This window comes from Bradyrhizobium sp. AS23.2 (genome assembly GCF_001908185.1).
In the GTDB taxonomy this organism is placed as follows: Bacteria; Pseudomonadota; Alphaproteobacteria; order Rhizobiales; family Xanthobacteraceae; genus Bradyrhizobium.
In genome coordinates, this window is sequence record NZ_LGHM01000061.1 from 38,822 (window position 1) to 61,381 (window position 22,560).

Here is a 22,560-nt window from a genome sequence, read left to right on the forward strand (position 1 = left end):
ACGCGGTCTGAACACCTCAGGGCAAACGACCAGTCAACACAAGTTTTCGCATCGGGCCCGCCATACCCTCGCCTTGCGAGGCCGCCTGTCTCCTGCGATTTGATTCCAAATCAATTGCCGCGAGCGCTGCCCCGCCAAAAAGTACCGTTTGCCGCAAATGCGACCGGGACAACAAGGGATGGACGGCCGGGTGGCAAGTTCCGGGGAAACGGGTCGCGGCGCGAGCGAGGTCCTGCGCGTCGAGGGGCTAACCGTGCAGTATGGCGCGCTCGTCGCCCTGCGCGACGTGAGCTGGTCCGTCCACAGCGACGAGATCCTCGGCATCATCGGCCCGAACGGCGCCGGCAAGAGCAGTTGCTTCGCCGCGGTCACCAATGCCGTCACCCATCGCGGCCGGACCTTCCTCGACAACAGCGACGTCTCGGCGCTCAGGACTTTCGACCTGGCTGGCCGCGGCCTGCGCCGCACCTTTCAGCAGAACTCGTTCTTCGGCGAGCTGACCGTCCTGCAAAACGCGGTTTCGGCCATCTTCCGCGACTTCTCGACCAATCTGGCGACGTCGCTGTTCGCGCCCTGGCGAGAGGCCACCACTCGCCGCGCGGCCGAGACGGCGGCCGCACAGTTGCTCGATTTCTTCGGGATCGCCCGGCAGTATCACGACCAGCTCCCGGGCGACATTCCCTACGGCGTACAACGACTCCTGTCGGTCGCGCTGGCCTACGGAACGGGTGCAAAAGTGCTCCTGCTCGATGAACCCGCGGCCGGCCTCAGTGGTGGTGACATGAAGAAGCTCGCCGATGTCCTGATCGGCCTGCGCAAGCGCAAGCTCGCTCTGGTCGTCATCGAGCATCACATGGACCTCATCATGTCGATTGCCGACCGCATCGTGATGATCGACCAGGGCGCGATGCTGGCAACGGGAACGCCGGCCGACATTCAGCGCGATCCCCGCGTGCGGGAAGCCTATCTGGGGCGCGACGAATGAGCGGGGTGCTCCAAAGCGACAATCTCTCCGTGCGCTATGCCGGCAATGTCGCGGTATCAGGCGTCAATATTGCCGTGCCCGCGGGCCGGATGGTCGGCCTGGTCGGCGCGAATGGCGCCGGCAAGACCACGCTCGTCAACGCGCTCGCGGGCTGGTCGCGCGGCCGCGCCGTCGTCACCGGCTCCGTTCAGCTCGAGGGATCCAGCATCGAGAAGCTCGCCGCCCATGAACGGGTGGCACGCGGTCTCACGCTGGTGCCCGAAGGCAAGAACATCTTCGCCGAACTGACCGTCGACGAGAACCTGGCGCTGGTGCGGCCGCCTGCGGACACGACCGGGCGGCACACCTTCACCATGCCGGAGGTTTTCGACTTCTTTCCCCGGCTTGCCGAGCGCCGCTCGCACAAGGGCGCAGCCCTGTCCGGCGGCGAGCGGCAGATGCTCGCGGTCGGGCGTGCCCTGCTCGCCGGTCCGCGCGTGCTGATGCTCGACGAACCCTCTGCAGGCCTCGCGCCCCGGCTGATCACCGATCTTCTGTCCCGGATCCGTCTGCTGGTCGACCGCGGCCTGCCGGTGCTGCTCGTCGAGCAGAACGTGAAGGCGGCGCTGAAAGTCGTCGACCACCTCTATCTGCTCGAACGCGGCCGCATCGTCGGCGAAGGGCCGGCCGACATCATGGCCGCCGACCACCGCATCATCGAGGCCTATCTCGGCACCATCGCGGATGGAGCGCCGTCGTGAACATCGCGCAGCAGATCATCAACGGGATTGTCCTCGGATCGGGCTATGCCTGCATCGCCCTCGGATGGACCATCCTGCTCGGCGTCGCCCGCCTGGTGAATTTTGCTCACGGCCAGCTCTACATGCTCGGGGCGTTCGTCACCTGGTACGCCATCACCAAGGTGGGCCTGCCCTACCCGCTCGCCATCGTCGTGGCGATCATCGTGCTGGGCGCCATCGGCCTCTTGATGCAAAGCGCCATGATGCGCCTGGTCATGACGCAGAACCTGACCAGCCTCATGATCGTGACGCTCGGGCTCGGTTACGTCCTGCAAGGTGGCAGCGCCCTCATCTTCGGCGGCAATCCGCAGACGCTGCCCGGGACATTGGCGAGGGCCAAGGTGGACATCGGCCCGCTCTGGTTCACCTGGCAGGACGTGCTGGTGCTGGTCGTCACGCTCGCCCTCTACGGCGCGGTCTGGCTGTTCACGCAGCGCACCCGGTTCGGCTCGGTCATTCGTGCCGTTGCCGAGGACCCGAAGCTCGCAGAGCTCTTCGGCATCAACGCCAAAATCGTCTATTTGCTCGTCTTCATGTTTGAATGCTCAGCGGTCGCGCTCGGCGCGGCGCTGGTTGCGCCCCGCTCGCCAATCCTGACCAGCATGGGTTTTAACGAGGTCATCATGACCTTCGTCGTGGTCGTGCTCGGCGGCATCGGCTCGATCGGAGGCGCGCTCCTCGCGGGCCTCGGGCTCGGGCTGTTCACGGCCTTCTTCGGCGCGTTCGTCGCGCAGGCCTATACCACGGCGGCGGCCTTTGCGCTTCTGCTGGCGCTGCTCGTTATCCGTCCGGCGGGGCTCGCGACCAAATGACTGCAATTGAGTCCCAGCAATCAAGCTCGATCCCTTTCCTCCGTGCAGCGGCGGTTGCGGCCTTTGTCGTCATCGGCTTCATGCTCCCGCGCCTGCTCGGCGGCACATCGGTGGCCTATTCGACCCTGACCACGATCGCGATCTTCGCGGTGATGTGCTACGGCGCGGACATTGTGCTATCCTATCTGGGCGAGGTCAGTCTCGGCCATACCGTGTTCTGGGCGATCGGCGGCTATGCGGCCGCAAACCTCTCGGTCAAATACGGCCTGAACGGCTGGGCGACGGCGGCCGCAACGATTGCGCTGTGCCTTGCAGCTGCGGCCTTTCTCGGCGCCGTCACCTTGCGAACCCGCGAGTTCGTGTTCTCGCTCGTGACCTATGCTGCCGCCGTCGTTGCCTATGAGATCGCCTTCAACTGGGACGCCGTCGGCGGCTCCGACGGAATCGTCGGCATTCCTCCGCTGAAGCTTCCATTGCTCCTCACCACGTTCTCCGGGGCGATGCAGGAGGACCTCTGGCCGATCGCCTTCGCCCTGCTGCTTCTCACCCTCGCCTTCATCGCGCGCTTCCGCCGCTCCCGGCTCGGGACCACCGCGCTGATGGTGCAGATGAACCCGGCGCTGGCCGCGAGCCTCGGCGTCGATCCGCGCCGGATCAGGCTCGCCGTGTTCGTGATCTCGGCACCGATCACCGGCCTTGCGGGCTGGCTCTACGCCTATCAGCGCGCCTATGTCGGCCCCGACATGTTCGAATCCTACTTCCTGGTGATGATGCTTACGGCCATCGTGCTGGTCGGGCGCCGCGTCCTGCTTGGACCGTTGATCGGCACAGCCCTCCTGATCGCCCAGCAGAATTTGCTGTCGCTTGGCGGCGACTGGAACAAGATCGTGCTGGGATCGGTGCTGGCGCTGGTCCTGATCTTCTGGCCCGCCGGCCTCGTGGGCCTGTACCGCCGTATCACCAAGAAAACGTCCTGAAGACAAATATTGGGAGGAAGCGCATGCACAAGACGAAACTGGCTCTCGCGCTGCTGTTGGGGCTCGCAACCGTGCCGGCCATGGCACAGGACATCAAGGTCGGTACCATCTTTCCACTGAGCGGCGGCGCCGGTCCGGACGGCCAGACCGTTACCAATGCCGTCAAGCTCATCGTCCAGCAGATCAACGACAAGGGCGGCCTGCTTGGCCGCAAGCTCACGGTGATCTCCAAGGACGACGAGAGCACGCCCGCGGTCGGCGTCAGCCGTGCCAACGAGATGATCGCCGAGAAGGCCGATCTCGTCATCGAAGGCTGGAATTCCCCGGTCACGCTCGCCATGCAACCGATTCTGGCGCGCGGCGGCGTTCTGGACATCACCGCGGTCTCGAAATCGGACCTGATCCTCAGCGGCGAGACAAACCCTTACGCGATCCGAATCAACAGCTCGAACGGCTTTGATGCCGGCGTGATCGCCAAATATGTCGTCGAGACGATGAAGGCGAAGAAGGTTGCCTTCCTGACCCAGAACGACGTCTACGGCAACGGCTTCCAGACCGCGGTCGAAGCCGAGTTCAAGAAGCTGAATTTCTCCGGCGAAGTCGTCATGACCGAGAAGTTCGCATTCAAGGACACCGATTTCCGGGTGCAGCTCACCAATCTCAAGGGCGCCAATGCCGACGCCATTATCGTCACCAACTCCTCGAACTCCTCAGGGCTCCCGGCGATGGTCGAGCAGTATCGCCAGGCCGACATCAAATCGACCTTCGTCGGCGCCGTCGGCATCATGCTCAGCACGGTGTTCAAGGTGGCCGGCGATGCCAATAACGGCGTGATCTCGGCCGACATCTTTTTCCCCGACCTGCCCCCGTTCACGACCCAGCCGGAAAGCACGTCGTTCGTGGCCGCCTACAAGAAGGCCTATGGCGCCGATCCCGACAAGAGCGCGGCGCTTGGCGCGGCTGCCGTGCAGGTCTGGGCGCGCGCGGTCGAAGCGACCAAGTCGCTCGATCGCAAGACGGTGGCGGAAGCGATCCGCGGCAAGGCCGTCAAGGGCACCGTGTTCGGGGATGTCCAGTTCCTGCCGAACGGACAGATGCAGCCGCGCTACGTCGTCTTCAAGGTGGTCGACGGCAAGAACGCCAAGCTTGAGGCACTGCAGTAGCGGTCGCCAACTCTCTCAGAGCTTCTCGCTTGGGGGGCGTCCGCCTGCTCTGCAGACGGGCGCTCTTTCGCATCTCGCGCTGTTCGCAAGCGATCTGCTGCTCGAACCAACCCGTAAGGCGCCCCGACAGCGGCTGCCACATCCGCTGAAAGTGCATGCAATTGGACCGTTTGATCGGCGAAGGGTTGTGCTAAAGAGACACTTCGATCCATCCTGAGGATTCGCCGATGGCGGCGCGCCCCACCAGCAAGACTTCCAAATCGTCAGACAAGGTCAGCGTGATCTGCCGCGCGCTGCGGCGCGCGGTCATCGAGCAGGCGCTCGAGCCCGGCGCAAAGCTGCCCGAGGATGCCCTGGGCGAACGTTTCGGCGTTAGCCGCACCATTGCCCGCCACGCGCTGGGGCAATTGGCAGGGGAAGGCCTGGTCGAGCTGCGCCGCAACCGGATCGCGGTGGTGGCGACCCCAAGCTGGCAGGAGGCGCGCGATGCCTTTGATATCCGTATCGAGCTCGAGCGGCTCGTGGTCCGTCAGCTCGCGGGCAAGCTGACCAAGAGCCAGATCGCCGAACTGAACGCCCATGTCGACGCCGAGCACCGCGCGCGCGGCGGCACGGATGCGGTTTCGATCCGCCTCGCTACCGAATTCCATATCCTGCTCGCGCACATGACGAACAGCCCGATCCTTGTGCGCTATGTCAGCGAGGTCGCCTATCGCTGCTGCCTGACGCTGTCGCTCTACAGCCGGCCGCATTCGAGCGAATGCGCCATCAGCGAGCACCGCGCCATCATCGCCGCACTCGCCAAGGGCGACGAAGCCAAGGTGACGGAGTTGATGCGCCATCACCTCGATTCCGTGGCCAATCGCGCACTGGTGGCCCCTGTCCCGCAGCGCGGCCGCGATCTCCTCGATATCCTGGCGCCCTATGCCGACGCGGTGACGGGCGACCGCGTCGTCAAGCTGCCGAGGGCGGCCCGGCGCTAAAGCGCAATGAATTGCGCTTTAGCTTCTTATTTGCGCATGATCTTGTCGGAAAACCGCTGCACACTTTTCCGGATCATGCGCGTTAGGCTTCGATGCCGCGCTGAACCAGTATGCGCTCGGCGCTGTCGTTCCAGACGTCCATCTTCACGATCTGGCCGCCCGTCACGACGAAGCGGTCGACATAGCGATTGCCCTCGAACGGCGTGCCGTCCATCCACTCGCCATAGAGCGAGCCGACGCTGTAGACGACGGTCTCGTCCACGCCCGGGCAGACGTCGAACCGGTCCATCTTCTTCTTGACCCAGCGATAGCGCTTCGCATTGAAGCCCGTCGGGCCGCGCGGATGGTCGAACTCGCGCCCGCCGGTAAACGTGATCACCGTGCCAGGCATCATATAGGCCGCGGCGGCGTCGGGATCGGGTATCATCGAGGCCGTCAGATAGGCCTCCACGATCTCTGCGTCGGTCATCGGGGCTTCGGCTTTTGCGGGAGCGGACATTGCGGGTTCTCCGGGGCGTGGATATTCTACAATTCCTTCCCGGAAGTGTATGCACTTTGTTTGAACAATCTTGTGATTTTTCTGCACACATTTTTGTGCTGCCAGCTCTCGCCGCTTCCGCTAGGCTGTTACAACTGAACCCGACGCCATGACCCAGCCCGCCCTCGACCTGATCTTCCGTAACGCGCTGTTGCGATCATCCGCCGCACCCGTCGATATCGGCGTGAAGGGCGGCCTGATCGCTGCGATCGAGCCCAGGCTCGCCTGCGAAGCCGTCGAGATCGATGTCGGCGGGCACCTGGCCCTGCCCGGCTTCGTCGACACCCACATCCATCTCGACAAGGCCTGCCTGCTCGGCCGCTGCGGGCACAATCACGCCAGCCTCTCGGAAGCGATCCGCGCCGTTGCCGGGATGAAAAAGGATTTTACGGTCGACGATATCTACGCGCGCGGTGCCAAGGTGCTCGAACGTGCGATCGTGCACGGCACGACGCGGATGCGCACCCATGTCGAGATCGACCCGCGCATCGCCTTGCGCGGCTTCGAGGCAGTCAAGGCGCTCAAGCACGACTATGCCTGGGCGCTCGACCTGTCGCTCTGCGTCTTCCCGCAGGAGGGCCTGACCAACGACCCCGGCAGCGAGGAACTGCTGATTCAGGCGCTGCGCGCCGGCGGCGAAGCCATCGGCGGCTGTCCCTACATGGACACTGACCCGAACGCCCATCTCGAACGCATCTTCGATCTTGCGCAGGAATTCGACGTCGACGTCGATCTTCATCTCGACTTCGATCTCGATCCATCCTGGTGGCACCTCGACGAGGTCTGCAGGCAGACCGAGCGGCGCAACTATCAAGGACGCGTCGCGATCGGCCATGCCACGAAGCTTTCCGCACTGCCGCCCGAGCGGATGAAGGCTGCCACCGCACAGCTCGCGAAAGCCGGCGTTGCCGTCACCGTGCTGCCCGCGACCGATCTTTACCTGATGGGGCGCGAAGCAACCCACAACGCACCGCGAGGGCTGACGCTCGCCCACAAGCTCGCGGGTGACGGCGTGCTGTGCTCGGTGGCGACCAACAACGTGCTCAATCCCTTCACGCCGTTCGGCGACGCCTCGCTGCTGCGGATGGCGAACTTCTATGCCAACGTCGCGCACGCCTCGGTCAACGATTTCGACACCTGCCTCGATCTCGTGACCGAACTGCCGGCGCGGCTGATGAACCTTGGCGACTACGGCATCAAGGTCGGCAATCCCGCCGATCTGGTCGTGATCGACACCCAGGACAGCCGCTTTGCCATCGCCGAGTTGCCGGACATCGTGATGGGCTTCAAGAGCGGCCGGCAGACATTTGAGCGGCAGCGGCCCACTCTCTTTACCCCTGGACGCTGAACGGCCCTCGCCTTCCCGCGCATTGCGCCAAAGCCGCGTCCTGCGCAACTATCACCGCAAATCAACCGACGGAGGAACCAGATGACGTTCGACACGATCTTCCTGAACGCGCGCTTCGACGGCGGGGCTCGGCATCACATCGCGGTCAAGGACGGACGCATTGCCGCGATCACGCCCGCTGACCAGCCGCCCAGCGGCGCCGAGATGATAGACCTTGGCAATGCGCTCGTCGTGCCCGGCTTCGTCGAAGGCCACATCCATCTCGACACCAGCTTCTATGGCGACGCCTGGCGTCCGCACAAGCCGTGCACGAACGGGTTCAACGTGCATGAACGCGTCGCCTTCCAGGCCCAGAACATGGCCGAGGCCGCGCCGACGGATGTGCGTGCGCGCAATCAGCTCGATCTCTGCATCGGCCACGGCAGCACGCAGATGCGCAGCCATGTCATGGTGGACGGCTCGGTCGGGCTGAAATCGCTCGAGACGATTTTGCGCGTGCGCGAGGAATACAAGGGGCTGATCGACATCCAGCTCGTTGCCTTTCCCCAGAGCGGCATCCTGTCGAGCCCGGGCACGCCGCAACTGCTGGACGAGGCCATCGGCCTTGGCGCCGATCTCGTCGGCGGGCTCGATCCCGCGAGCTTCGACCGCGATGTCGAAAAGCACCTCGACGTCGTGTTCGGCGTGGCGGGCCGGCACGGCGTCGACGTCGACATCCATCTGCACGACATGGGCACGCTGGGCGCTTTCGAGATCGAGCAGATCGCGGCACGCACGCGCGCGCTCGGCATGGAGGGCCATGTCGCCGTCAGCCATGCTTATGGGCTCGGCGACATCTCCATGGATCAGCTCAAGACAATCGCCGAACTCCTGGCCCGCTCCGGCGTCGCGATCATGACGAATGCACCGGGCGCCCGGCCCTTTCCGCCGATCCTGGCTCTGCGCAACGCCGGCGTCACCGTCTTCAGTGGCAACGACAATATTCGCGATTCCTGGTGGCCCTATGGCGACGGCGACATGCTGCGCCGGGCAACGACGCTCGGCTACCGCTCGGGCTTCAATATCGACGAAGAACTGCGTGCCGCGTTCGATGTCGTCACAGAGGCCGGCGCAAAGGCGCTGCGGCTCGAAGGCTACGGCCTGCGCGTCGGCGCCAAGGCCGATTTCGTGACGCTGAACGCGGAACATGTTCCTGAAGCCGTCGTCGCGGCCCCGCAAGGTCGTTCCGTCTACAAGGATGGCAAGCTCGTCGCTTGCAACGGTAAGATTGTCGGGAAACGTGGCTAATCATTGGGCCACTCCCATCCGATTTTACCGCTATTCCTTCCCAACGATCAGAGTCCGGTAGAATCCCGGACCGTAGCGGCGCGCATTGCACGACCGCCCGCCCGGGTCATACTGGGAGGCGCTCTGACCATCTGCGTTCAATGGGGAAGTAGGGATATGTTCAGCGCATTCAGCAGCATCGATTACAACTCCATTCGCGCCAAGACGCCCGCCGAGACGGCGGTCAAGCGACTGAACGGCATCGGCGAAGTTTTGTCGGGCCTCGATATGTCGACCATCCAGACGCAGGACGATATGGCCCATGCGCTCTGGACGCTCGATACCGCCGACAAGTGCATTCGCACGATCCTCACCGAGTTCCGCACCGAGCGCGCCAAGGACCAGGTCGTCCGCGAAGCCAAGGGCCTGCTCGACCTGATCGCGCTCGCCCGCGATGAGATCTCGGGCTATCGCGACGACAACGCGTTCAGCCTTAGCGCTTGATCTTCGCGAGGATGCGATCCGCCTCGGTGCGCCAATCGGGGCTGCGGGCGAACTCCTTCGTTCCCTTTGTGCCGAACAGGCCTTCGTCGGCAAGATCGGCCACCCAGGCCTGACGCTCGGCCGTGCCCTGCGCGGACCACGGCGTCAGCCCGGCCTCACGCACAGTCTCCGCGACCTCGCGCACCTCTTCGGCACGGCGGCGGCCGTGCTCGATCACGCGCTGGAAGAAATAGGCGCCCTGCTTCTCCCAGTTGATACCCGGGAACGTCTCTGCAAGTGAGGCCAGTACGGCATCCTCGACGCCATAGGCGCGCGCGGTGGTGAAGCTCTCGATGACCATGGCTTCCAGGCCCTTGATCATGATGCTGCGGCACATCTTCACCGCGGAGGACACACCGAGCTTGTCGCTCGCAACCTTCGCCGCAAAACCGATTGCGTTCAGAAGCGGCTCCAACTCCTTCGCGCCGGGACCGCCGAGCAGCAGCGGCACCTTGATGCGATAAGGCGGTACCGAGGTCATCACCGCACCCTCGACATAACGTCCGCCGGCCCCGTCGATCAGCGCGGCGGCGCGCTGCTTGGCACCGGGAGATGCCGAGTTGAAATCCAGGAACCAGGTGCCCTGGTTGACCGCCGCGGCGCAGGCTCTTGCCACCGGCACGGCCTGGCTCGCCGTGACCGCGGAGACGATGAAATCGGATTTCGCGGTCAGCTCAGCGTGGGAGGCCGCAAGCCCAACGCCGAATTTCGCCGCATGCTCTTTCAGGGACGCGCCCTGCTCGCTTCCAAGCTTGATGTCAAAAGCGGCGACCTTGATGTCCTGCTGGCGCAGGTCTTCGGCCAGGATCCTGCCGACCTCGCCATAACCAACCACCCCGATCTGCCATCGTTTCGGATCCGACATCAGTTCAGTCCTCGCGTCGTCTCATCGAACAGCTCCTCGACCGCATAGCGGCGCGGGATCAGCGCCTGTTGGAATGCGTAGTCGATGATCAGCTCCAAAGGGTTCCTGTTCGCCTCGATCCCGAACGGAACGAGGTCCGGCGTTGCCGCTGGCCCCACCTGTTCCTTGTTTCGATTGAGGAGATCATAGACGCCCGCGACCACGTCGGGATGCGATTTCGCGAGCTTCTCGGTCACGACCACGAGATGATTGACCGGCACGATACCGCGACGGGCATACCATTTCGCGGCTTCCGCGGCCGGATCAGGGAATAGCGGCTTCAGCCTCGCATCGTTCGAGGTCTCGCCGAGGACGGCGTCGAGCTCACCGTCGAGCAGCATCTGCAGGATCTTCTTGTCCTTCGGTGCACGCTCGGTGGTGTCGACATATTCGGCGACGTGCGGGTCCTCGAACGTCACCCAGCGGATCTTGTCGAGATTGACGCCGTAGTCGTTGGCGAGAATGCCCCTGATCCAGGCGCCCGTCGTCGTCGTGAACGAGCGGATGCCGACGCGCTTGTCTTCGAGATCGGACGGTCCGAGCGTTCCACTCTGGGGATTGTAGAGCGCATAGGAATGCTGGAAGCGGCCGAGCATGGTCGCCGGCAGCAGCACCAGCGGCTTGCCGTGCGCCTTCGCCATCAGATAGGTGACGATCGCCATCTCGCAGACGTCGAAGGCCTGCTCGCGCACCATCGGCTTGAACGCAGTGTTGGTCGGCGTGTACTCGATGAAGTCCAGGTCGAAGAGGTCGGAGCGGAGCTCGCCGCTCTTCACCACCTGGACATGGGGGTGACTGCCGAGCACGGCCTTCAGCTTGAGACGATCCATCCGCCCGCTCCGCTTCTCTTCGCCCTAGACGTCCTCGGGATTGTCGACGTAGACGAGCCCGGCCTTCGCGAGCGCCTCGCGCATACTGTACATGTCGAGGCCCAGCTCGCCCGAGGCCAGCCGCTTGCGCTTGCCGCCTTCATCGGCGTTGCGCTTCTTCGCCTTCTCGGCGACCTCGGCCGCATAGCGTTTGGGCACCACCACCACACCGTCGTCATCGGCCACGATGATATCGCCGGGATCGACGTTGACGCCGGCGCAAACGACGGGGACGTTGACCGAGCCGAGCGTGGCCTTGACTGTCCCCTTGGCCGAGACCGCGCGGGACCACACCGGGAAGTTCATCTCGTGCAGTGCTTTGACGTCGCGGCAGCCGGCATCGATGATCAGCCCCTGCACGCCGCGCGCCTTGAGCGAGGTCGCGAGCAGCTCGCCGAACATGCCGTCGGTGTTGTCAGTGGCGCAGCCGACGACGAGGATGTCGCCCTTTTTGCACTGCTCGACGGCGACATGGATCATCCAGTTGTCACCGGGCTGCGCCAGCACTGTGACGGCGGGACCTGCAATCGCCGCGCCCGGCCACACCGGCCGCAAATACGGCTTCATCAGACCGACGCGGCCATAGGCCTCGTGAACCGTCGAGACGCCGTACTCCGCCATCCCGGCGGGATCGGCACGCTTGATGTTGCGAACGACGACCGGCTTCATGCGAGCACCTCCTCGACCGTCGGGAACAGGCGCTGATAGGCCTCACCATAGGTCATGGGCACGCCGGTGTTGCGGCTGCCCTGGATGCCGCGGTTGAGCGCAACGCGCTCGTAATAGCCCCAGAGATGTTTTTGCGCGGCCAGGATCTGGAAGGCCTCGTACTTCTCCTTCCAGACCTCGTCGATCTTGAGGATCAGGTTAGGTTTGTAGTTGCATTGCTCCGGCTGGTGCGGCTCGAACAGGAACACCGGCGGCGCGGAGTACTTGTACTGCGCGCCGGGCTTGTGGCCCATGGCCTGCGCGACGACGCGGGTCTCCTGCGCGAAATGCGCCGCGTTCGGATGGTCGAAATTATAGGGGTCTTCCAGCGCATGCGTCAGCACGAAGCTGGGATTGAGCTCGCGGTAGATGTCGACCATGCGGTCGAAATGCGCCTCGTTGAGCTTCAGCGGATAGTCGCCGCAGTCGAAGAACTCAATCTCCGCCCCCAGCAGCTTGGCGGCCCGCTCCGCCTCGTCCTTGCGGCCGGCCTTGACCGATTCAAGCGTCGCGCCCTTTTCCTTCCAGGCGAACTGGCTTTCGCCGCGCTCGCCGAAGGACATGCAGACGATCTTCATGCGAAAACCCTTCTTCGCATGCAGCGCGATGGCGCCGCCGGCGCGCCAGACGAAATCGCCCGGATGGGCGGCAATCACGAGACCTGTTTTCATGGGACAAACTCCCCTCTTTCGTTCGTAAGCATCATCGGCTGCCTGCGTCATGCAGGAAGCCGGTTCATTCAAGCCGCAGCGGCGGGTTCCTCGCCATCGAGCACGCGCTTCAGGCGCTCGCTATCGAGCGCGCCTTCCCATTTGGCAATCGCGATGGTCGCCACCGCGTTCCCGATCAGATTGGTCGGCGTCAACCCCTGCGACATCAGGCGGTGGATGCCGAGCACGAGCGCGACGCTCGTCACCGGAATGGATCCGGTGGCCGACAGCGTTGCCGCCAGCACGACGAAGGCAGCGCCCGCGATCCCCGCCGCGCCCTTGGAGGTCACGAGCAGGATCAGCAGCAGCTCGATCTGCTCGGCAAGCCCGAACGGCGTGTTGGTCGCCTGCGCCAGGAACACCGAGGCAGCGGCAAGGTAAAGGCAGGTGCCATCGAGATTGAAGGAATAGCCGGTCGGGATCACCAGCCCGACCACGCTGCGCTCGCAGCCCGCCTTCTCCAGCTTGGTCAGCATCCGCGGCAACACCGTCTCGGACGATGTCGTGGCGATGCAGATCAACAGCTCTTCCCAGATGTAGCGGATCAGCTTGACCAGCGAGAAGCCGCACAGCCGCGCCACCGGACCGAGCGCGACGATGATGAAGATCACGCAGGTCAGGTAGAATCCGCCCAGGAGCTTGCCGAGCGAGGCCAGCGAGCCCACGCCGAACTTGCCGACCGTAAACGCGATGGCGCCGAATGCGCCGATTGGCGCCGCCCACATCACGAAGCCGACGACGGCGAACACCATCTTGGCGGCGATGTCGATCAGGTTGACCAGCGGCGCGGTGCGCTCACCGAGCTGCACCAGCGCAAAGCCGCACAGCACCGAAATGAACAACACCTGCAGGATATTGCCTTCGGCAAAGGCGCCGATGAACGTCGCGGGCACGATGTTCATCAGGAACGGCACGAAGCCGATGGCGCCGGTCTGCTTGACGTAAGGCTCGACCGCGCTGGCATTGATGCTGGCGGGATCGATGTTCATGCCGGCGCCGGGCTTGAGCACGTTCACAGCGATGAGACCGATGATCAGCGCGATCGTGGTCATGATCTCGAAATAGACGATCGCCTTCACCGCGACGCGCCCGACACGGGCCATGTCGGCCATATGGGCGATGCCATGGACGACGGTGCAGAAGATGATCGGCGCGATCAACATCCGGATCGCCTTGATGAAGGCATCCCCGAGCGGCTGCATCTTGGCGCCAGCCTCGGGACTAGCGATCCCGAGCGCGATACCGGCCGCCATGGCGATGAGCACCTGGATCCAGAGCTCCTTCCACCAGGCGCGGCCGCGCGGCTTGTCGATCGCGAGCGCTGTCATGCGCCGAACCCAAACAGGCGCGCGGGATTGTCGACGAGTATCTTCTGCTGGAATTCCACCTCCGGCGCGAACAGCGGGATCAGATCGACCAGGTCGCCGTCGTTCGGCATCACCTTGACGTTCGGATGTGGCCAGTCGGTGCCCCAGATGACGCGGTCGACCGCGGTCTCGACGATCTTTCGCGCGAACGGCACTGCGTCGGTGAAGGGCGGCCCAGCCGAGGACACCCGCTCCGAGCCGCAGATCTTGACCCAGCACTTCTCGTCGCGCTCCATCAGCTCGATCAGGATCCTGAACGGAAGCTGGTCGAGCCCGTCGGAAGCCTTCACCCGTCCCATATGGTCGATGGTGTAGCTCAGCGGCAGTCTTGCCAGCATGTCGGCATATTCCGGCAGGTCGATCGCATCGAAATGCAGGTCGATGTGCCAGCCGAGCGGAGCGACCATCGCAATGACGCGATTGAACACGCTCTTGTCAGGGATGCCGCCGAGATGGCGGACGAAATTGAAACGGCAGCCGCGGAAGCCGCCCTCATGCAGCACGCGAAGCCCACGTTCAGTGATGGTGTCGTCGATATTGGCAACCGCACGGTAGGCGCCGTTACTCTGCGCGATGGCATCGAGCGCCACCGTGTTGTCGATCCCGTGCACGCTGGCATTGACGATGACGGCACGCTCGACACCGAGCTTGGCATGCAGTGCGCGGAAATCCTCGAGCGGCGCGTCCGGCGGTGTATAGGAGCGGTCAGGCGCGTAGGGATACTTCGCGCCGGGCCCGAAGATATGGCAATGCGCGTCGCAGGACAGTTTTGGCAGCTTGAATTTCGGCGTGCGCGTGTTCGGATCGGGCGGCGGAATGGTCGGCGTGTACATCATCGTCATCAGGTGAACTTGAACAGCCGCGCCGGATTGTCGACCAGCAGCTTCTGCCGGATCGCGCTATCTGCCGCGTAGAGGGGGATCAGATCGACGATCTCGCCGTCATTCGGCATGATCTTGACGTTGGGATGCGGCCAGTCGGTGCCCCAGATGACACGATCAGGCGCATTGTCGATCAGCGTCTTCGCAAATGGCACCGCATCGTGGAACGGCTTGCCGCCGGCAGAGGCGCGCTCCAGGCCGGAGATCTTCACCCAGCACTTCTCGTCCTTCTTCTGCAGGTCGAGCAAGGCGGTGAAGCCGGGATCGTCGAGCCCCTTCCCCGCTTGCACCGTCCCCATGTGGTCGATCACGTAGGGCGTCGGCAGCGCGGTCAGGATGGGCGCGAACTCGGCGATCGTGCCCGGTTCGAAATAGACGTCGATATGCCAGCCGAGCTCGGCGACGCGGTGCACGATGCGCTGGAACTTGGTCATGTCGCCGACGCCACCGAGGCGCTTGAGGAAGGCGAAGCGGCAGCCGCAGATGCCGCCCTTGTCGAGCGCCGCCAGCTCCTTCTCGGTCATCTCGTCACTGACGTTGGCGATGCCTTTATAGGCGCCCTCGCTCTGGGCGATGGCATCGGTGACGACGCGATTGTCGGTGCCGTGCACAGTGGCATTGACGATCACGCAGCGCTCGACGCCGATCTTCTCATGCAGGCTGCGGAACGTCTCCAGCGGCGCATCAGCCGTGTTGTAGGGTCGCTTTTCCGCGAAGGGATAACGGGAGGCCGGCCCGAAGATGTGGGTATGGCTGTCGCAGGATTTTGGCGGCAGCTTGAACGACGGCGTCTTTGGATTTGGGTCCGGCGGCGCGATCGTCGGCATCGCCTTCGGCTCGGCCCCTTGCGCGCGCGCTTCACTTGCGAGCGCCGCGCCGGCCAGCCCGGTCAAAAGATGCAAGCACTCGCGCCTGTTCATTTCCTCGTCACCCAGTCACATGGCCCGCTTGCGAGCGCAAGCGCGAGGCCGCGCCTTCTCTCGGGTAGTTTCTTTCAAGTCTTGCTGCTTGCAACAGCCCGCCGCCGTGCCGGCGCGGCCTGATCCAGCGCCGGAGCCTGGAACGCTGCGACCGTGGCCTGCACCAACTGCTCGATGGCGCTGGCGGCATCGTTGCCGTCGGCCTCGCCGCGCGACAGGCGCGAGACGCGATCCGGCGTCACCAGCGAGTAGTAGAGCGCTCCGAGCAGGAAGTGGCTGCGCCAGACGATGTCGGTGCGGGGAATGTGCGGCAGGCTCTCGTGGACCGCATCGATGAAGGCGTGGCTGGTGTCGTCGAAGGTCTGCGCGATGATGCGACGCGCGACCTCATTGCCTTCCGCCGACATCACGGCACGCAGCCGCGTGAAGCGCGCTCCGCCACCGGTGAGATCACTGCCCGAGGTGAAAGCCGGCACGACATAGGCCCGCACGATCGCTTCCAGCCGATCCTGCAGATCGCGCACGCGTCTGGCGGCCGCGAGCAGCTCGGAACGCCGCAGGTTCATCGGCCCGCAATGGCGCCGGTAGATCTCCAGCAGCAGGCCATCCTTGGTCTTGAAATGATAGGTCACGCTGCCGGGATTGGCCCCGGCGGCCTGCGCGATATCGCGCACCGAAACGGCATTGAAACCGTTGGTGGCGAACAGCTCCTCGGCCGCGGCGAGGATCGCCTCGCGCATGTTCGGCTTGCGGGCCGTTTCCTTGCTGGTGGGCTTGCGTACCATGTGATTTGTACTATCGTACAAAAGATCAGGTCTCGTCAACAAAAACCATGGGCAACGTCCGGGGTGGCTCAGAGACAGCTGCCGGCGCGCAAATGCCCTGAAGGAGTGCTGGAAAATGCTGGGTTTGAACAGGAAGATCGGCCGTCTCATGCTCGGCGCCGGCCTGCTGCTCGCGGGCGGCGCCGCGCAGGCTGACAACTACCCCAGCAAGCCGGTCCACATCCTCGTGCCCTATGCGGCCGGCGGCGCGGTCGACGTGCTGGCGCGCACACTGGGCCAGGCGCTGGCGAAGACCTGGGGGCAGCAGCCCGTGATCGACAACCGTCCCGGCGCCGGCGGCATCGTTGCCTCGCAGGCACTGACCCAGGCCGCGCCGGATGGCTACACGCTGATCCTGGTCGCGAGCGGCCACCCGCTCAATCAGTTCATCTATCCGAGCGTGCCCTATGACACGTTCAAGGATTTCACTGCAATCACCGAAGTCGCCTCCTCTCCGCTCGCAATCGTGGTGGCGAAGGACAGCCCCTACAAGACGCTCGGCGACCTCTTGGCGGCGGCGAAGAAAGAGCCGGACAAGCTTTCCTACGGCATGTCCGGCAACGGTACCTCGGCGCATCTCGCCGGCGAGTTGTTGAAACACATGTCCGGCACCAAGATCGTCGCGATCCCCTACAAGGGCGGCGCACCGGCGCTGACCGCCGTGATCGCCGGCGAGATCCCGCTGAGCATCAATCCGCTCGCGGAAGCGATCGGCCAGCTCGAGGGCGGCCCGGTGCGCGCGCTCGCGGTAACCTCGGCCGAACGCTCCAAGGCGCTGCCCAATGTCCCGACGGTCGCCGAGTCCGGTGTATCAGGGTATGACGTCTCCGTCTGGTGGGGTGTGCTTGGTCCGGCCAAGATGCCGCCGGAGATCGTGGCGAAGCTCGAAGCCGATTTGAAGGCGGCGCTGCAGGACCCGAACGTGCTGTCGACGCTCGGCAAGATCGGCGCAGCCCCGGTCGGCTCCTCCGCGAAGGATTTTGACGCCTACATGCATGCCGAGGCAGCCAAGTGGGAGCCGGTGCTGAAGGCCGCCGACATCCGCGCACAGTGAGGCTGACATGAGGACCTCTTCTCATCGCGGGCGCCTTGCGCGCACCGCCCTGCTCGCGGTCGCAGTCATCAGCCTGCTCGGCGCGCCCGCGCGGGCCGACGGCGAAGCAAAGCTTCTGGCGCCGAGCGGCAGCTTGCGCGTCGGCATCTATCCGGGCAGCCCGACCTCGATGGTATCAGACGCGGCCGGCAAGCCGCACGGCCTGAGCTACGATCTCGGCGGCGAGCTGGCAAAACGGCTCGGCGTCGGCGTCGACTATGTCAGGTTTCAGCGTGTTGCCGACATCGTCAGCGCGATCCACGACGGCCAGGTCGACTTCACCGTGACCAATGCCACGCCGGCTCGCGCGAACGAGGTCAGCTTCAGCCAGCCGGTGCTGGCGATCGAGCTCGGCTATCTCGTTCCGGCGAACTCGCCGATCGGCAAGGCCGAGGATATCGACAAGCCCGGCGTAAAGATCGGCGTCACCAAAGGCTCGACCTCCGAGCGCACGCTGCCAACAAAATTCAAGAACGCGACCATCGTTCCCGCCGAAAGCGTGAAGGTCGCCATCGCCATGTTCGGCCGCGGCGAGATCGATCTCTACGCCACCAACAAGCCGACGCTGTTCGAGATGTCCGACCAGATGCCGGGCGCGCGAATTCTCGACGGCAACTGGGGCGCCGAGCACATGGCCATCGCGATCCCTAGGGGACGCGAGGACGCGCTTCCTCTGCTCAACCGCTTCGTGACGGAAGAGCAGTCCTCCGGCGCACTGGAGACGATCCAGCAGCAGGCGGGCCTGCGCGGCGCGACCAAGCCGACGCGCGAGTAATGCTCAACTCGCCGCCTGCTCCGCGCACCGCCAGCCGATCTCCGGCGAACCTGCGAACGATTAGCATTCGCTAGCATCGCTGTGGACTGACTCCGTTTGCTGCAAATCAACGCGGGCAACATGGACAAGGCGTTATTTGTCTTCGGCGCTCCGCTGGGCGACCAAAGCCTGAGATCGCCGGAGACTGAGAATGAGCAAGTCCATATTGTTGACAATCCATCGCTGGATCACGCTGGTCTTCGCCCTGCCTCTGCTCGCGATCTTCGCCACTGGACTGATTCTGTCTTTCGAGCCTCTGGTGCAGGTCAGCGGCATCAGCGGTCCGGCGATCGACTCTGGACGCATCGTCGACTTGGTGAAAAGATATGATCCGGACGGCAAGGCGCGCGGGCTTGCGATCAATGCCGGTGCGCAGCGGATGACGCTGCAAGGCGCCGGAGCCCCGGCGATCGACCTCGCAACGGGCGAACCCGCCGCCGCCAGCTCTCGCCTCCCCGATCTTTTCCTGTGGGCGCGGTTCACGCATGAACGGTTGCTCGGCCAGGCCTGGCTGGTCACGAGTTCGACCATCGCCATGGTATCTCTGATGGTGCTCGGCATCCTCATGGGACTGCCCCGGCTGCGCAACACGCTCTCCGGATGGCACAAGGGCACCGCATGGTTTGCGCTGCCGCTGATCCTCCTGAGCCCGCTGACCGGACTGTGCATGGCGTTCGGCCTGACGTTTCAGAGCGGAGCCGCTCCAGCCGGCGGCGCGCGTCCTCTCCCCCTGCCCGAAGCGGTTCGCATGGTCGCGGCCTCCCATGACCTCTCGCACGTGATCTCGATCGGCGCGCGCGGCGGCCGCATGATGGCCCGCATTTACGAGAGCGGAGAACTGCGCGCCTACGCCGTCAATTCATCGGGCGTCGGACCGCTGCCGCGCAACTGGCCGCGCCTGATCCACGAAGGAAACTGGTCGGCCCTGATCGCCTCGCCGCTCAACGTCGTGACGTCAATCGCACTCCTGACACTGCTGTCGACCGGCCTCCTGATCTGGGCGCGGCGAAAACTGCGCAAGCCGCGATCGCGCCCCGATCGGCAAACCGGTGCGGCCGTGGTCACCGCCGGCTGATCCCGCCGAGCTTCAAGGTCCCGGTATTTCCATTCTCGTCTGCTCAACGCGTTCCCCGCCGCTTCGCTCCCCCGGCCCGCGCAACGCAGCGTTCCACTGGTGCAACCGTCGCCGAACTGCGCTAATTTGAGTCGGTCATGACTCGACGTACCGGCAGCGCCGATCTTCCTCTCCACACCGGGCGGGTTCCGCCATGGCTTGCGAGCCGCATGACCTCGCTCGGCGCGATCGTCACGCAGGCGATCGTGCATCATTACGGGCGCGACGCATTCCTCCAGCGTCTCTCGCATCCGTTCTGGTTCCAGTCGTTCGGCGCCGTGATGGGCATGGACTGGCACTCCTCGGGCATCACGACCTCCGTAATCGGGGCGTTGAAGCGCGGGCTCGGACCGCTCCAGGACGAACTCGGCATCTACGTCTGTGGCGGACGCGGTCAGCATTCGCGCAAGACACCGGACGAGCTCTTGCAGCTTGGCGACCGCGTCGGATTCGACGGCGCAAAGCTCACCCGCGCCAGCCGCCTGGTGGCAAAGGTCGACAGTGCCGCGGTCCAGGACGGGTTTGATCTTTATCTGCACGGCTTCTTCGTCACCGCCGACGGGAAATGGACCGTGGTGCAACAAGGCATGAATGGCGACAAGAGGCAGGCCCGCCGCTATCACTGGCATTCAGAGGCGCTGAAGAGTTTTGTCGATGCGCCGCACAGTGCCATCGACGGCCCGCAGCAAGGCGAGATCGTCAATCTCACGGACCATCGCGCCGACGTCTCACGCACCGCGCAGCTCGAGCTCTTGAGCGATCTTGGCCCCGATCGCATCGTCTGCGAATTCGAGCGGCTCACCGGGACTGCCCCCGAACCAGCACAAGGCTTGCTGCCGCATCTGATCATGCCCGCGCATCATGATATCCGGCCCAAGGACGTGTTCGCGCGCCGCTTGCATGGCACGCTGGCCGCCGCGGCCGAGCGTGGCCCGGTCGACTTCCCGGAGCTGTTGCTGACGCCGGGCGTCGGCGCGCGCACCGTGCGCTCGCTCGCAATGGTGGCCGAGGTCGTGCACGGTGCGCCCTATCGCTTCAACGATCCGGCGCGCTTCTCGCTCGCCCACGGCGGCAAGGACCGGCATCCCTACCCCGTTCCGATCAAGGTCTATGACGAAACCATTCGCGTCCTGAAGGGCGCGGTCCAGAATGCAAAACTCGGGCGCGAGGAAGAGATGCAGGCACTCAAGCGGCTCGATGATCAGGCGCGGCGGCTGGAACGGACAGCGCGCGGGCCGTCTGTCGAGGTCTTCATCGCTGGCGAGCGCGCGGCCTCGCCGGACCTCGATGGCCGCTCCGTGTTCGGCTGGGAGCGCGACCTCGTCGCTTCCAGGAAGTCGACTGGCTCCTGAGGCCGTTGCTTAACGCAATCGCTTATTCCTCGGCTTCCTCATCGTCGGTCAGCCTGTTGGCCGAATGGTCCTGATACTGTTCGGTCTGGATGAATTTACTGTCCATGCCGCGAATGTCGGAATGCTGGGCCTTGTCGCGGTTCGACAAGATCATGTTATCGCCGATCTTGTCCTTGGGAATGTCCGTTAGCGCTCCGCTCCCTGCGCCCTTGCCGTGCGCGCCTGAACCGATATGCGTCTTGCCTCCATGTGGCATGGATTTCTCCATTGCTTGTTGTCCGCATTGAGTCAACGCCTACACCGCCGGATTTGTTTCGCGGTAGCGCGAGAGAACGGCCGTCACGTTTCGCCTCAACTGGCCAGCAACGGCTCGACCTCGGAACTCGTCTGGCGCCTTTCGCCGCCATCGGCCGTGACAGGCAGTTTCTCGATCGCGCGAAGGCCCGGCCGCTTGCGCCAGTGAACCCGCGATGGATCGACGGCGAGACCAAGCCGCGGCCATCGCACGAACAGCGCTTCCAGCGCGCAGGCTTCCTCGATGCGCGCGAGCTGATGGCCGAGGCAGAAATGGATACCCGTCCCGAAGGACATGTGACGGTTCGGCTTGCGTTCGAGATCGAGGCTCTCGGGACGATCATGCATCGCCGGATCCACGTTCGCGGCGGCGAGCATCACCATGACGCGATCGCCCTTCTTCAGCTGCACGCCTTCGAGCTCGACATCCCGCCGCACATAGCGCGGCTTGGAAAACTGCACCGGCGACACGAAGCGCAGGAACTCCTCCACCGCAAGCCCGACGCGGCTCCAGTCCTGTTCCAGCCAGTCGCGCAGGCCGGGATTCCTGAGCAGTTCGTACACCGAGCCGCTGATGAGATGCGTGGTGGTCTCCGAGCCTGCCGCGAGCAGCAGGAACACCATCGACACCATTTCATCCGGCGTGATCTGGCCGCCCTCGCGCTCGACCTGGACCAGCTCGGCAATCAGGCCCTCACCGCCCTGCACGCGCGCGATCTGCAGCTGCCGTTCGAGATAGGCTCGCATCTTGCGGAACGCGAACACCAGCCGGAAGAAGCTGAGGACATTCGTCAGCGAGGACATCGTGTTGGCCCAGGCGATGAACCTCGGACGATCGGCGAGAGGCAGGCCCAGGAGTTCGGAGATCACTGACAGCGGCAGGATGCGTGCGTAGCGCTCGACGAGATCGGCCGGGCTTCCGTTCGCAAAAAGCTCGTCAGCGAGATCGTCGGCGATGGCCCGGATACGGGGCTCCATCGCGACGATCGCGCGGCGGCGAAAGGCCTCGTCGACGATGCTGCGCAGCCTCGTGTGATCCGGCTCGTCCATCGTCAGCATGTTGTTGGCGATGGTTTTGACGTATCTCGGCATCCACCAGCGCAGACCCGCGACGTCGCCGTCTTCCTTGCGCAGCGTGAAGGTGGTGCTGTCTTTCAGGACCTCTGCTGTCGCGTCATGGGTCGTGGTGATCCAGACGTCGCCGACGAGAGGAAATCGCGTCGCAACCACGGGGCCGGACATGCGCAACGTCGCGATCGCCTTGGGCGGATCGCGAAAGAAGGCCTCGCTGGTGAAATCGAGGCGCGGTGTCATGG

Annotated in this window: 24 protein-coding genes; 13 read left to right on the forward strand and 11 right to left on the reverse strand. The window is 64.5% G+C overall.

Features of this window, described 5'->3' with window-relative positions; genetic code table 11:
- Nucleotides 1-190: 190 nt before the first annotated feature.
- The 6 genes from AC630_RS14665 (at nucleotide 191) to AC630_RS14690 (ending at nucleotide 5,699) form a co-directional block, all read left to right on the forward strand.
- Nucleotides 191-985 (forward strand): ABC transporter ATP-binding protein, encoded by a 795-nt coding sequence (locus AC630_RS14665; RefSeq protein WP_245330389.1) that lies wholly within the window; start codon nucleotides 191-193, stop codon nucleotides 983-985.
- Nucleotides 982-1,725 (forward strand): ABC transporter ATP-binding protein, encoded by a 744-nt coding sequence (locus AC630_RS14670; RefSeq protein ID WP_074119221.1) that lies wholly within the window; start codon nucleotides 982-984, stop codon nucleotides 1,723-1,725. The genes AC630_RS14665 and AC630_RS14670 overlap by 4 nt, the downstream gene beginning before the upstream one ends.
- Nucleotides 1,722-2,576: a branched-chain amino acid ABC transporter permease gene (locus AC630_RS14675; protein ID WP_074119222.1), complete on the forward strand. Its 855-nt coding sequence runs from the start codon at nucleotides 1,722-1,724 to the stop codon at nucleotides 2,574-2,576. The genes AC630_RS14670 and AC630_RS14675 overlap by 4 nt, the downstream gene beginning before the upstream one ends.
- Nucleotides 2,573-3,553, forward strand: a complete 981-nt coding sequence (locus AC630_RS14680; protein ID WP_074119223.1) for a branched-chain amino acid ABC transporter permease — start codon at nucleotides 2,573-2,575, stop codon at nucleotides 3,551-3,553. The genes AC630_RS14675 and AC630_RS14680 overlap by 4 nt, the downstream gene beginning before the upstream one ends.
- Before the next feature lie 23 nt (nucleotides 3,554-3,576).
- Complete coding sequence (locus AC630_RS14685; RefSeq protein ID WP_074119224.1) at nucleotides 3,577-4,716, forward strand: ABC transporter substrate-binding protein; 1,140 nt, start codon at nucleotides 3,577-3,579, stop codon at nucleotides 4,714-4,716.
- 227 nt (nucleotides 4,717-4,943) lie between these two features.
- Nucleotides 4,944-5,699 (forward strand): GntR family transcriptional regulator, encoded by a 756-nt coding sequence (locus AC630_RS14690; protein ID WP_074119225.1) that lies wholly within the window; start codon nucleotides 4,944-4,946, stop codon nucleotides 5,697-5,699.
- 82 nt (nucleotides 5,700-5,781) lie between these two features.
- Here AC630_RS14690 and AC630_RS14695 read toward each other — a convergent pair whose 3' ends face one another.
- On the reverse strand, nucleotides 5,782-6,198 hold the full coding sequence (locus tag AC630_RS14695; protein ID WP_074119226.1) for a nuclear transport factor 2-like protein: 417 nt from the start codon (nucleotides 6,196-6,198) through the stop codon (nucleotides 5,782-5,784).
- 148 nt (nucleotides 6,199-6,346) lie between these two features.
- Here AC630_RS14695 and AC630_RS14700 point away from each other — a divergent pair, with 148 nt between their 5' ends.
- The 3 genes from AC630_RS14700 (at nucleotide 6,347) to AC630_RS14710 (ending at nucleotide 9,355) form a co-directional block, all read left to right on the forward strand.
- Complete coding sequence (locus tag AC630_RS14700) at nucleotides 6,347-7,585, forward strand: amidohydrolase family protein (protein ID WP_074119227.1); 1,239 nt, start codon at nucleotides 6,347-6,349, stop codon at nucleotides 7,583-7,585.
- An 81-nt stretch (nucleotides 7,586-7,666) separates the two neighbouring features.
- Complete coding sequence (locus tag AC630_RS14705; RefSeq protein WP_074119228.1) at nucleotides 7,667-8,872, forward strand: amidohydrolase family protein; 1,206 nt, start codon at nucleotides 7,667-7,669, stop codon at nucleotides 8,870-8,872.
- 156 nt (nucleotides 8,873-9,028) lie between these two features.
- Nucleotides 9,029-9,355, forward strand: a complete 327-nt coding sequence (locus AC630_RS14710; protein WP_074119229.1) for a hypothetical protein — start codon at nucleotides 9,029-9,031, stop codon at nucleotides 9,353-9,355.
- On the opposite strand, the gene AC630_RS14715 is transcribed toward AC630_RS14710, so the two are convergent.
- The 8 genes from AC630_RS14715 to AC630_RS14750 form a co-directional block, all read right to left on the reverse strand.
- The gene (locus AC630_RS14715) at nucleotides 9,345-10,262 is read right to left on the reverse strand and encodes a DUF1932 domain-containing protein (protein ID WP_167561211.1); all 918 of its coding nucleotides are present in this window, start codon (nucleotides 10,260-10,262) and stop codon (nucleotides 9,345-9,347) included. The genes AC630_RS14710 and AC630_RS14715 overlap by 11 nt on opposite strands.
- Complete coding sequence (locus AC630_RS14720) at nucleotides 10,259-11,128, reverse strand: substrate-binding domain-containing protein (protein WP_074119231.1); 870 nt, start codon at nucleotides 11,126-11,128, stop codon at nucleotides 10,259-10,261. Before AC630_RS14720 ends, AC630_RS14715 begins: the two co-directional genes overlap by 4 nt.
- 24 nt (nucleotides 11,129-11,152) lie before the next feature.
- Complete coding sequence (locus AC630_RS14725; RefSeq protein WP_074119232.1) at nucleotides 11,153-11,836, reverse strand: 4-carboxy-4-hydroxy-2-oxoadipate aldolase/oxaloacetate decarboxylase; 684 nt, start codon at nucleotides 11,834-11,836, stop codon at nucleotides 11,153-11,155.
- On the reverse strand, nucleotides 11,833-12,546 hold the full coding sequence (locus AC630_RS14730; RefSeq protein WP_074119233.1) for a PIG-L deacetylase family protein: 714 nt from the start codon (nucleotides 12,544-12,546) through the stop codon (nucleotides 11,833-11,835). Before AC630_RS14730 ends, AC630_RS14725 begins: the two co-directional genes overlap by 4 nt.
- A 68-nt stretch (nucleotides 12,547-12,614) precedes the next feature.
- On the reverse strand, nucleotides 12,615-13,913 hold the full coding sequence (gene dctA, locus AC630_RS14735; protein WP_074119234.1) for a C4-dicarboxylate transporter DctA: 1,299 nt from the start codon (nucleotides 13,911-13,913) through the stop codon (nucleotides 12,615-12,617).
- Nucleotides 13,910-14,794 (reverse strand): amidohydrolase family protein, encoded by an 885-nt coding sequence (locus AC630_RS14740; RefSeq protein WP_074119235.1) that lies wholly within the window; start codon nucleotides 14,792-14,794, stop codon nucleotides 13,910-13,912. The genes dctA and AC630_RS14740 overlap by 4 nt, the downstream gene beginning before the upstream one ends.
- Nucleotides 14,794-15,753 (reverse strand): amidohydrolase family protein, encoded by a 960-nt coding sequence (locus tag AC630_RS14745; RefSeq protein ID WP_074119236.1) that lies wholly within the window; start codon nucleotides 15,751-15,753, stop codon nucleotides 14,794-14,796. Before AC630_RS14745 ends, AC630_RS14740 begins: the two co-directional genes overlap by 1 nt.
- A 74-nt stretch (nucleotides 15,754-15,827) precedes the next feature.
- A complete protein-coding gene (locus AC630_RS14750) occupies nucleotides 15,828-16,538 on the reverse strand; it encodes a TetR/AcrR family transcriptional regulator (RefSeq protein WP_074119237.1) in 711 nt (236 codons plus the stop codon).
- A 115-nt stretch (nucleotides 16,539-16,653) separates the two neighbouring features.
- Here AC630_RS14750 and AC630_RS14755 point away from each other — a divergent pair, with 115 nt between their 5' ends.
- The 4 genes from AC630_RS14755 to AC630_RS14770 all read left to right on the forward strand — a co-directional run bounded on the left by AC630_RS14755 (nucleotide 16,654) and on the right by AC630_RS14770 (nucleotide 20,950).
- A complete protein-coding gene (locus AC630_RS14755; protein WP_074119238.1) occupies nucleotides 16,654-17,631 on the forward strand; it encodes a tripartite tricarboxylate transporter substrate binding protein in 978 nt (325 codons plus the stop codon).
- Nucleotides 17,632-17,638: 7 nt separating this feature from the next.
- The gene (locus tag AC630_RS14760; protein WP_074119239.1) at nucleotides 17,639-18,445 is read left to right on the forward strand and encodes an ABC transporter substrate-binding protein; all 807 of its coding nucleotides are present in this window, start codon (nucleotides 17,639-17,641) and stop codon (nucleotides 18,443-18,445) included.
- Between the two features lie 190 nt (nucleotides 18,446-18,635).
- On the forward strand, nucleotides 18,636-19,559 hold the full coding sequence (locus tag AC630_RS14765) for a PepSY domain-containing protein (RefSeq protein WP_074119240.1): 924 nt from the start codon (nucleotides 18,636-18,638) through the stop codon (nucleotides 19,557-19,559).
- A 137-nt stretch (nucleotides 19,560-19,696) separates the two neighbouring features.
- On the forward strand, nucleotides 19,697-20,950 hold the full coding sequence (locus AC630_RS14770) for a DUF763 domain-containing protein (RefSeq protein ID WP_074119241.1): 1,254 nt from the start codon (nucleotides 19,697-19,699) through the stop codon (nucleotides 20,948-20,950).
- Between the two features lie 22 nt (nucleotides 20,951-20,972).
- On the opposite strand, the gene AC630_RS14775 is transcribed toward AC630_RS14770, so the two are convergent.
- Nucleotides 20,973-21,206 (reverse strand): hypothetical protein, encoded by a 234-nt coding sequence (locus AC630_RS14775; RefSeq protein WP_074119270.1) that lies wholly within the window; start codon nucleotides 21,204-21,206, stop codon nucleotides 20,973-20,975.
- A 95-nt stretch (nucleotides 21,207-21,301) separates the two neighbouring features.
- Nucleotides 21,302-22,558 (reverse strand): cytochrome P450, encoded by a 1,257-nt coding sequence (locus tag AC630_RS14780; RefSeq protein WP_074119242.1) that lies wholly within the window; start codon nucleotides 22,556-22,558, stop codon nucleotides 21,302-21,304.
- Between the last annotated feature and the right edge of the window lie 2 nt (nucleotides 22,559-22,560).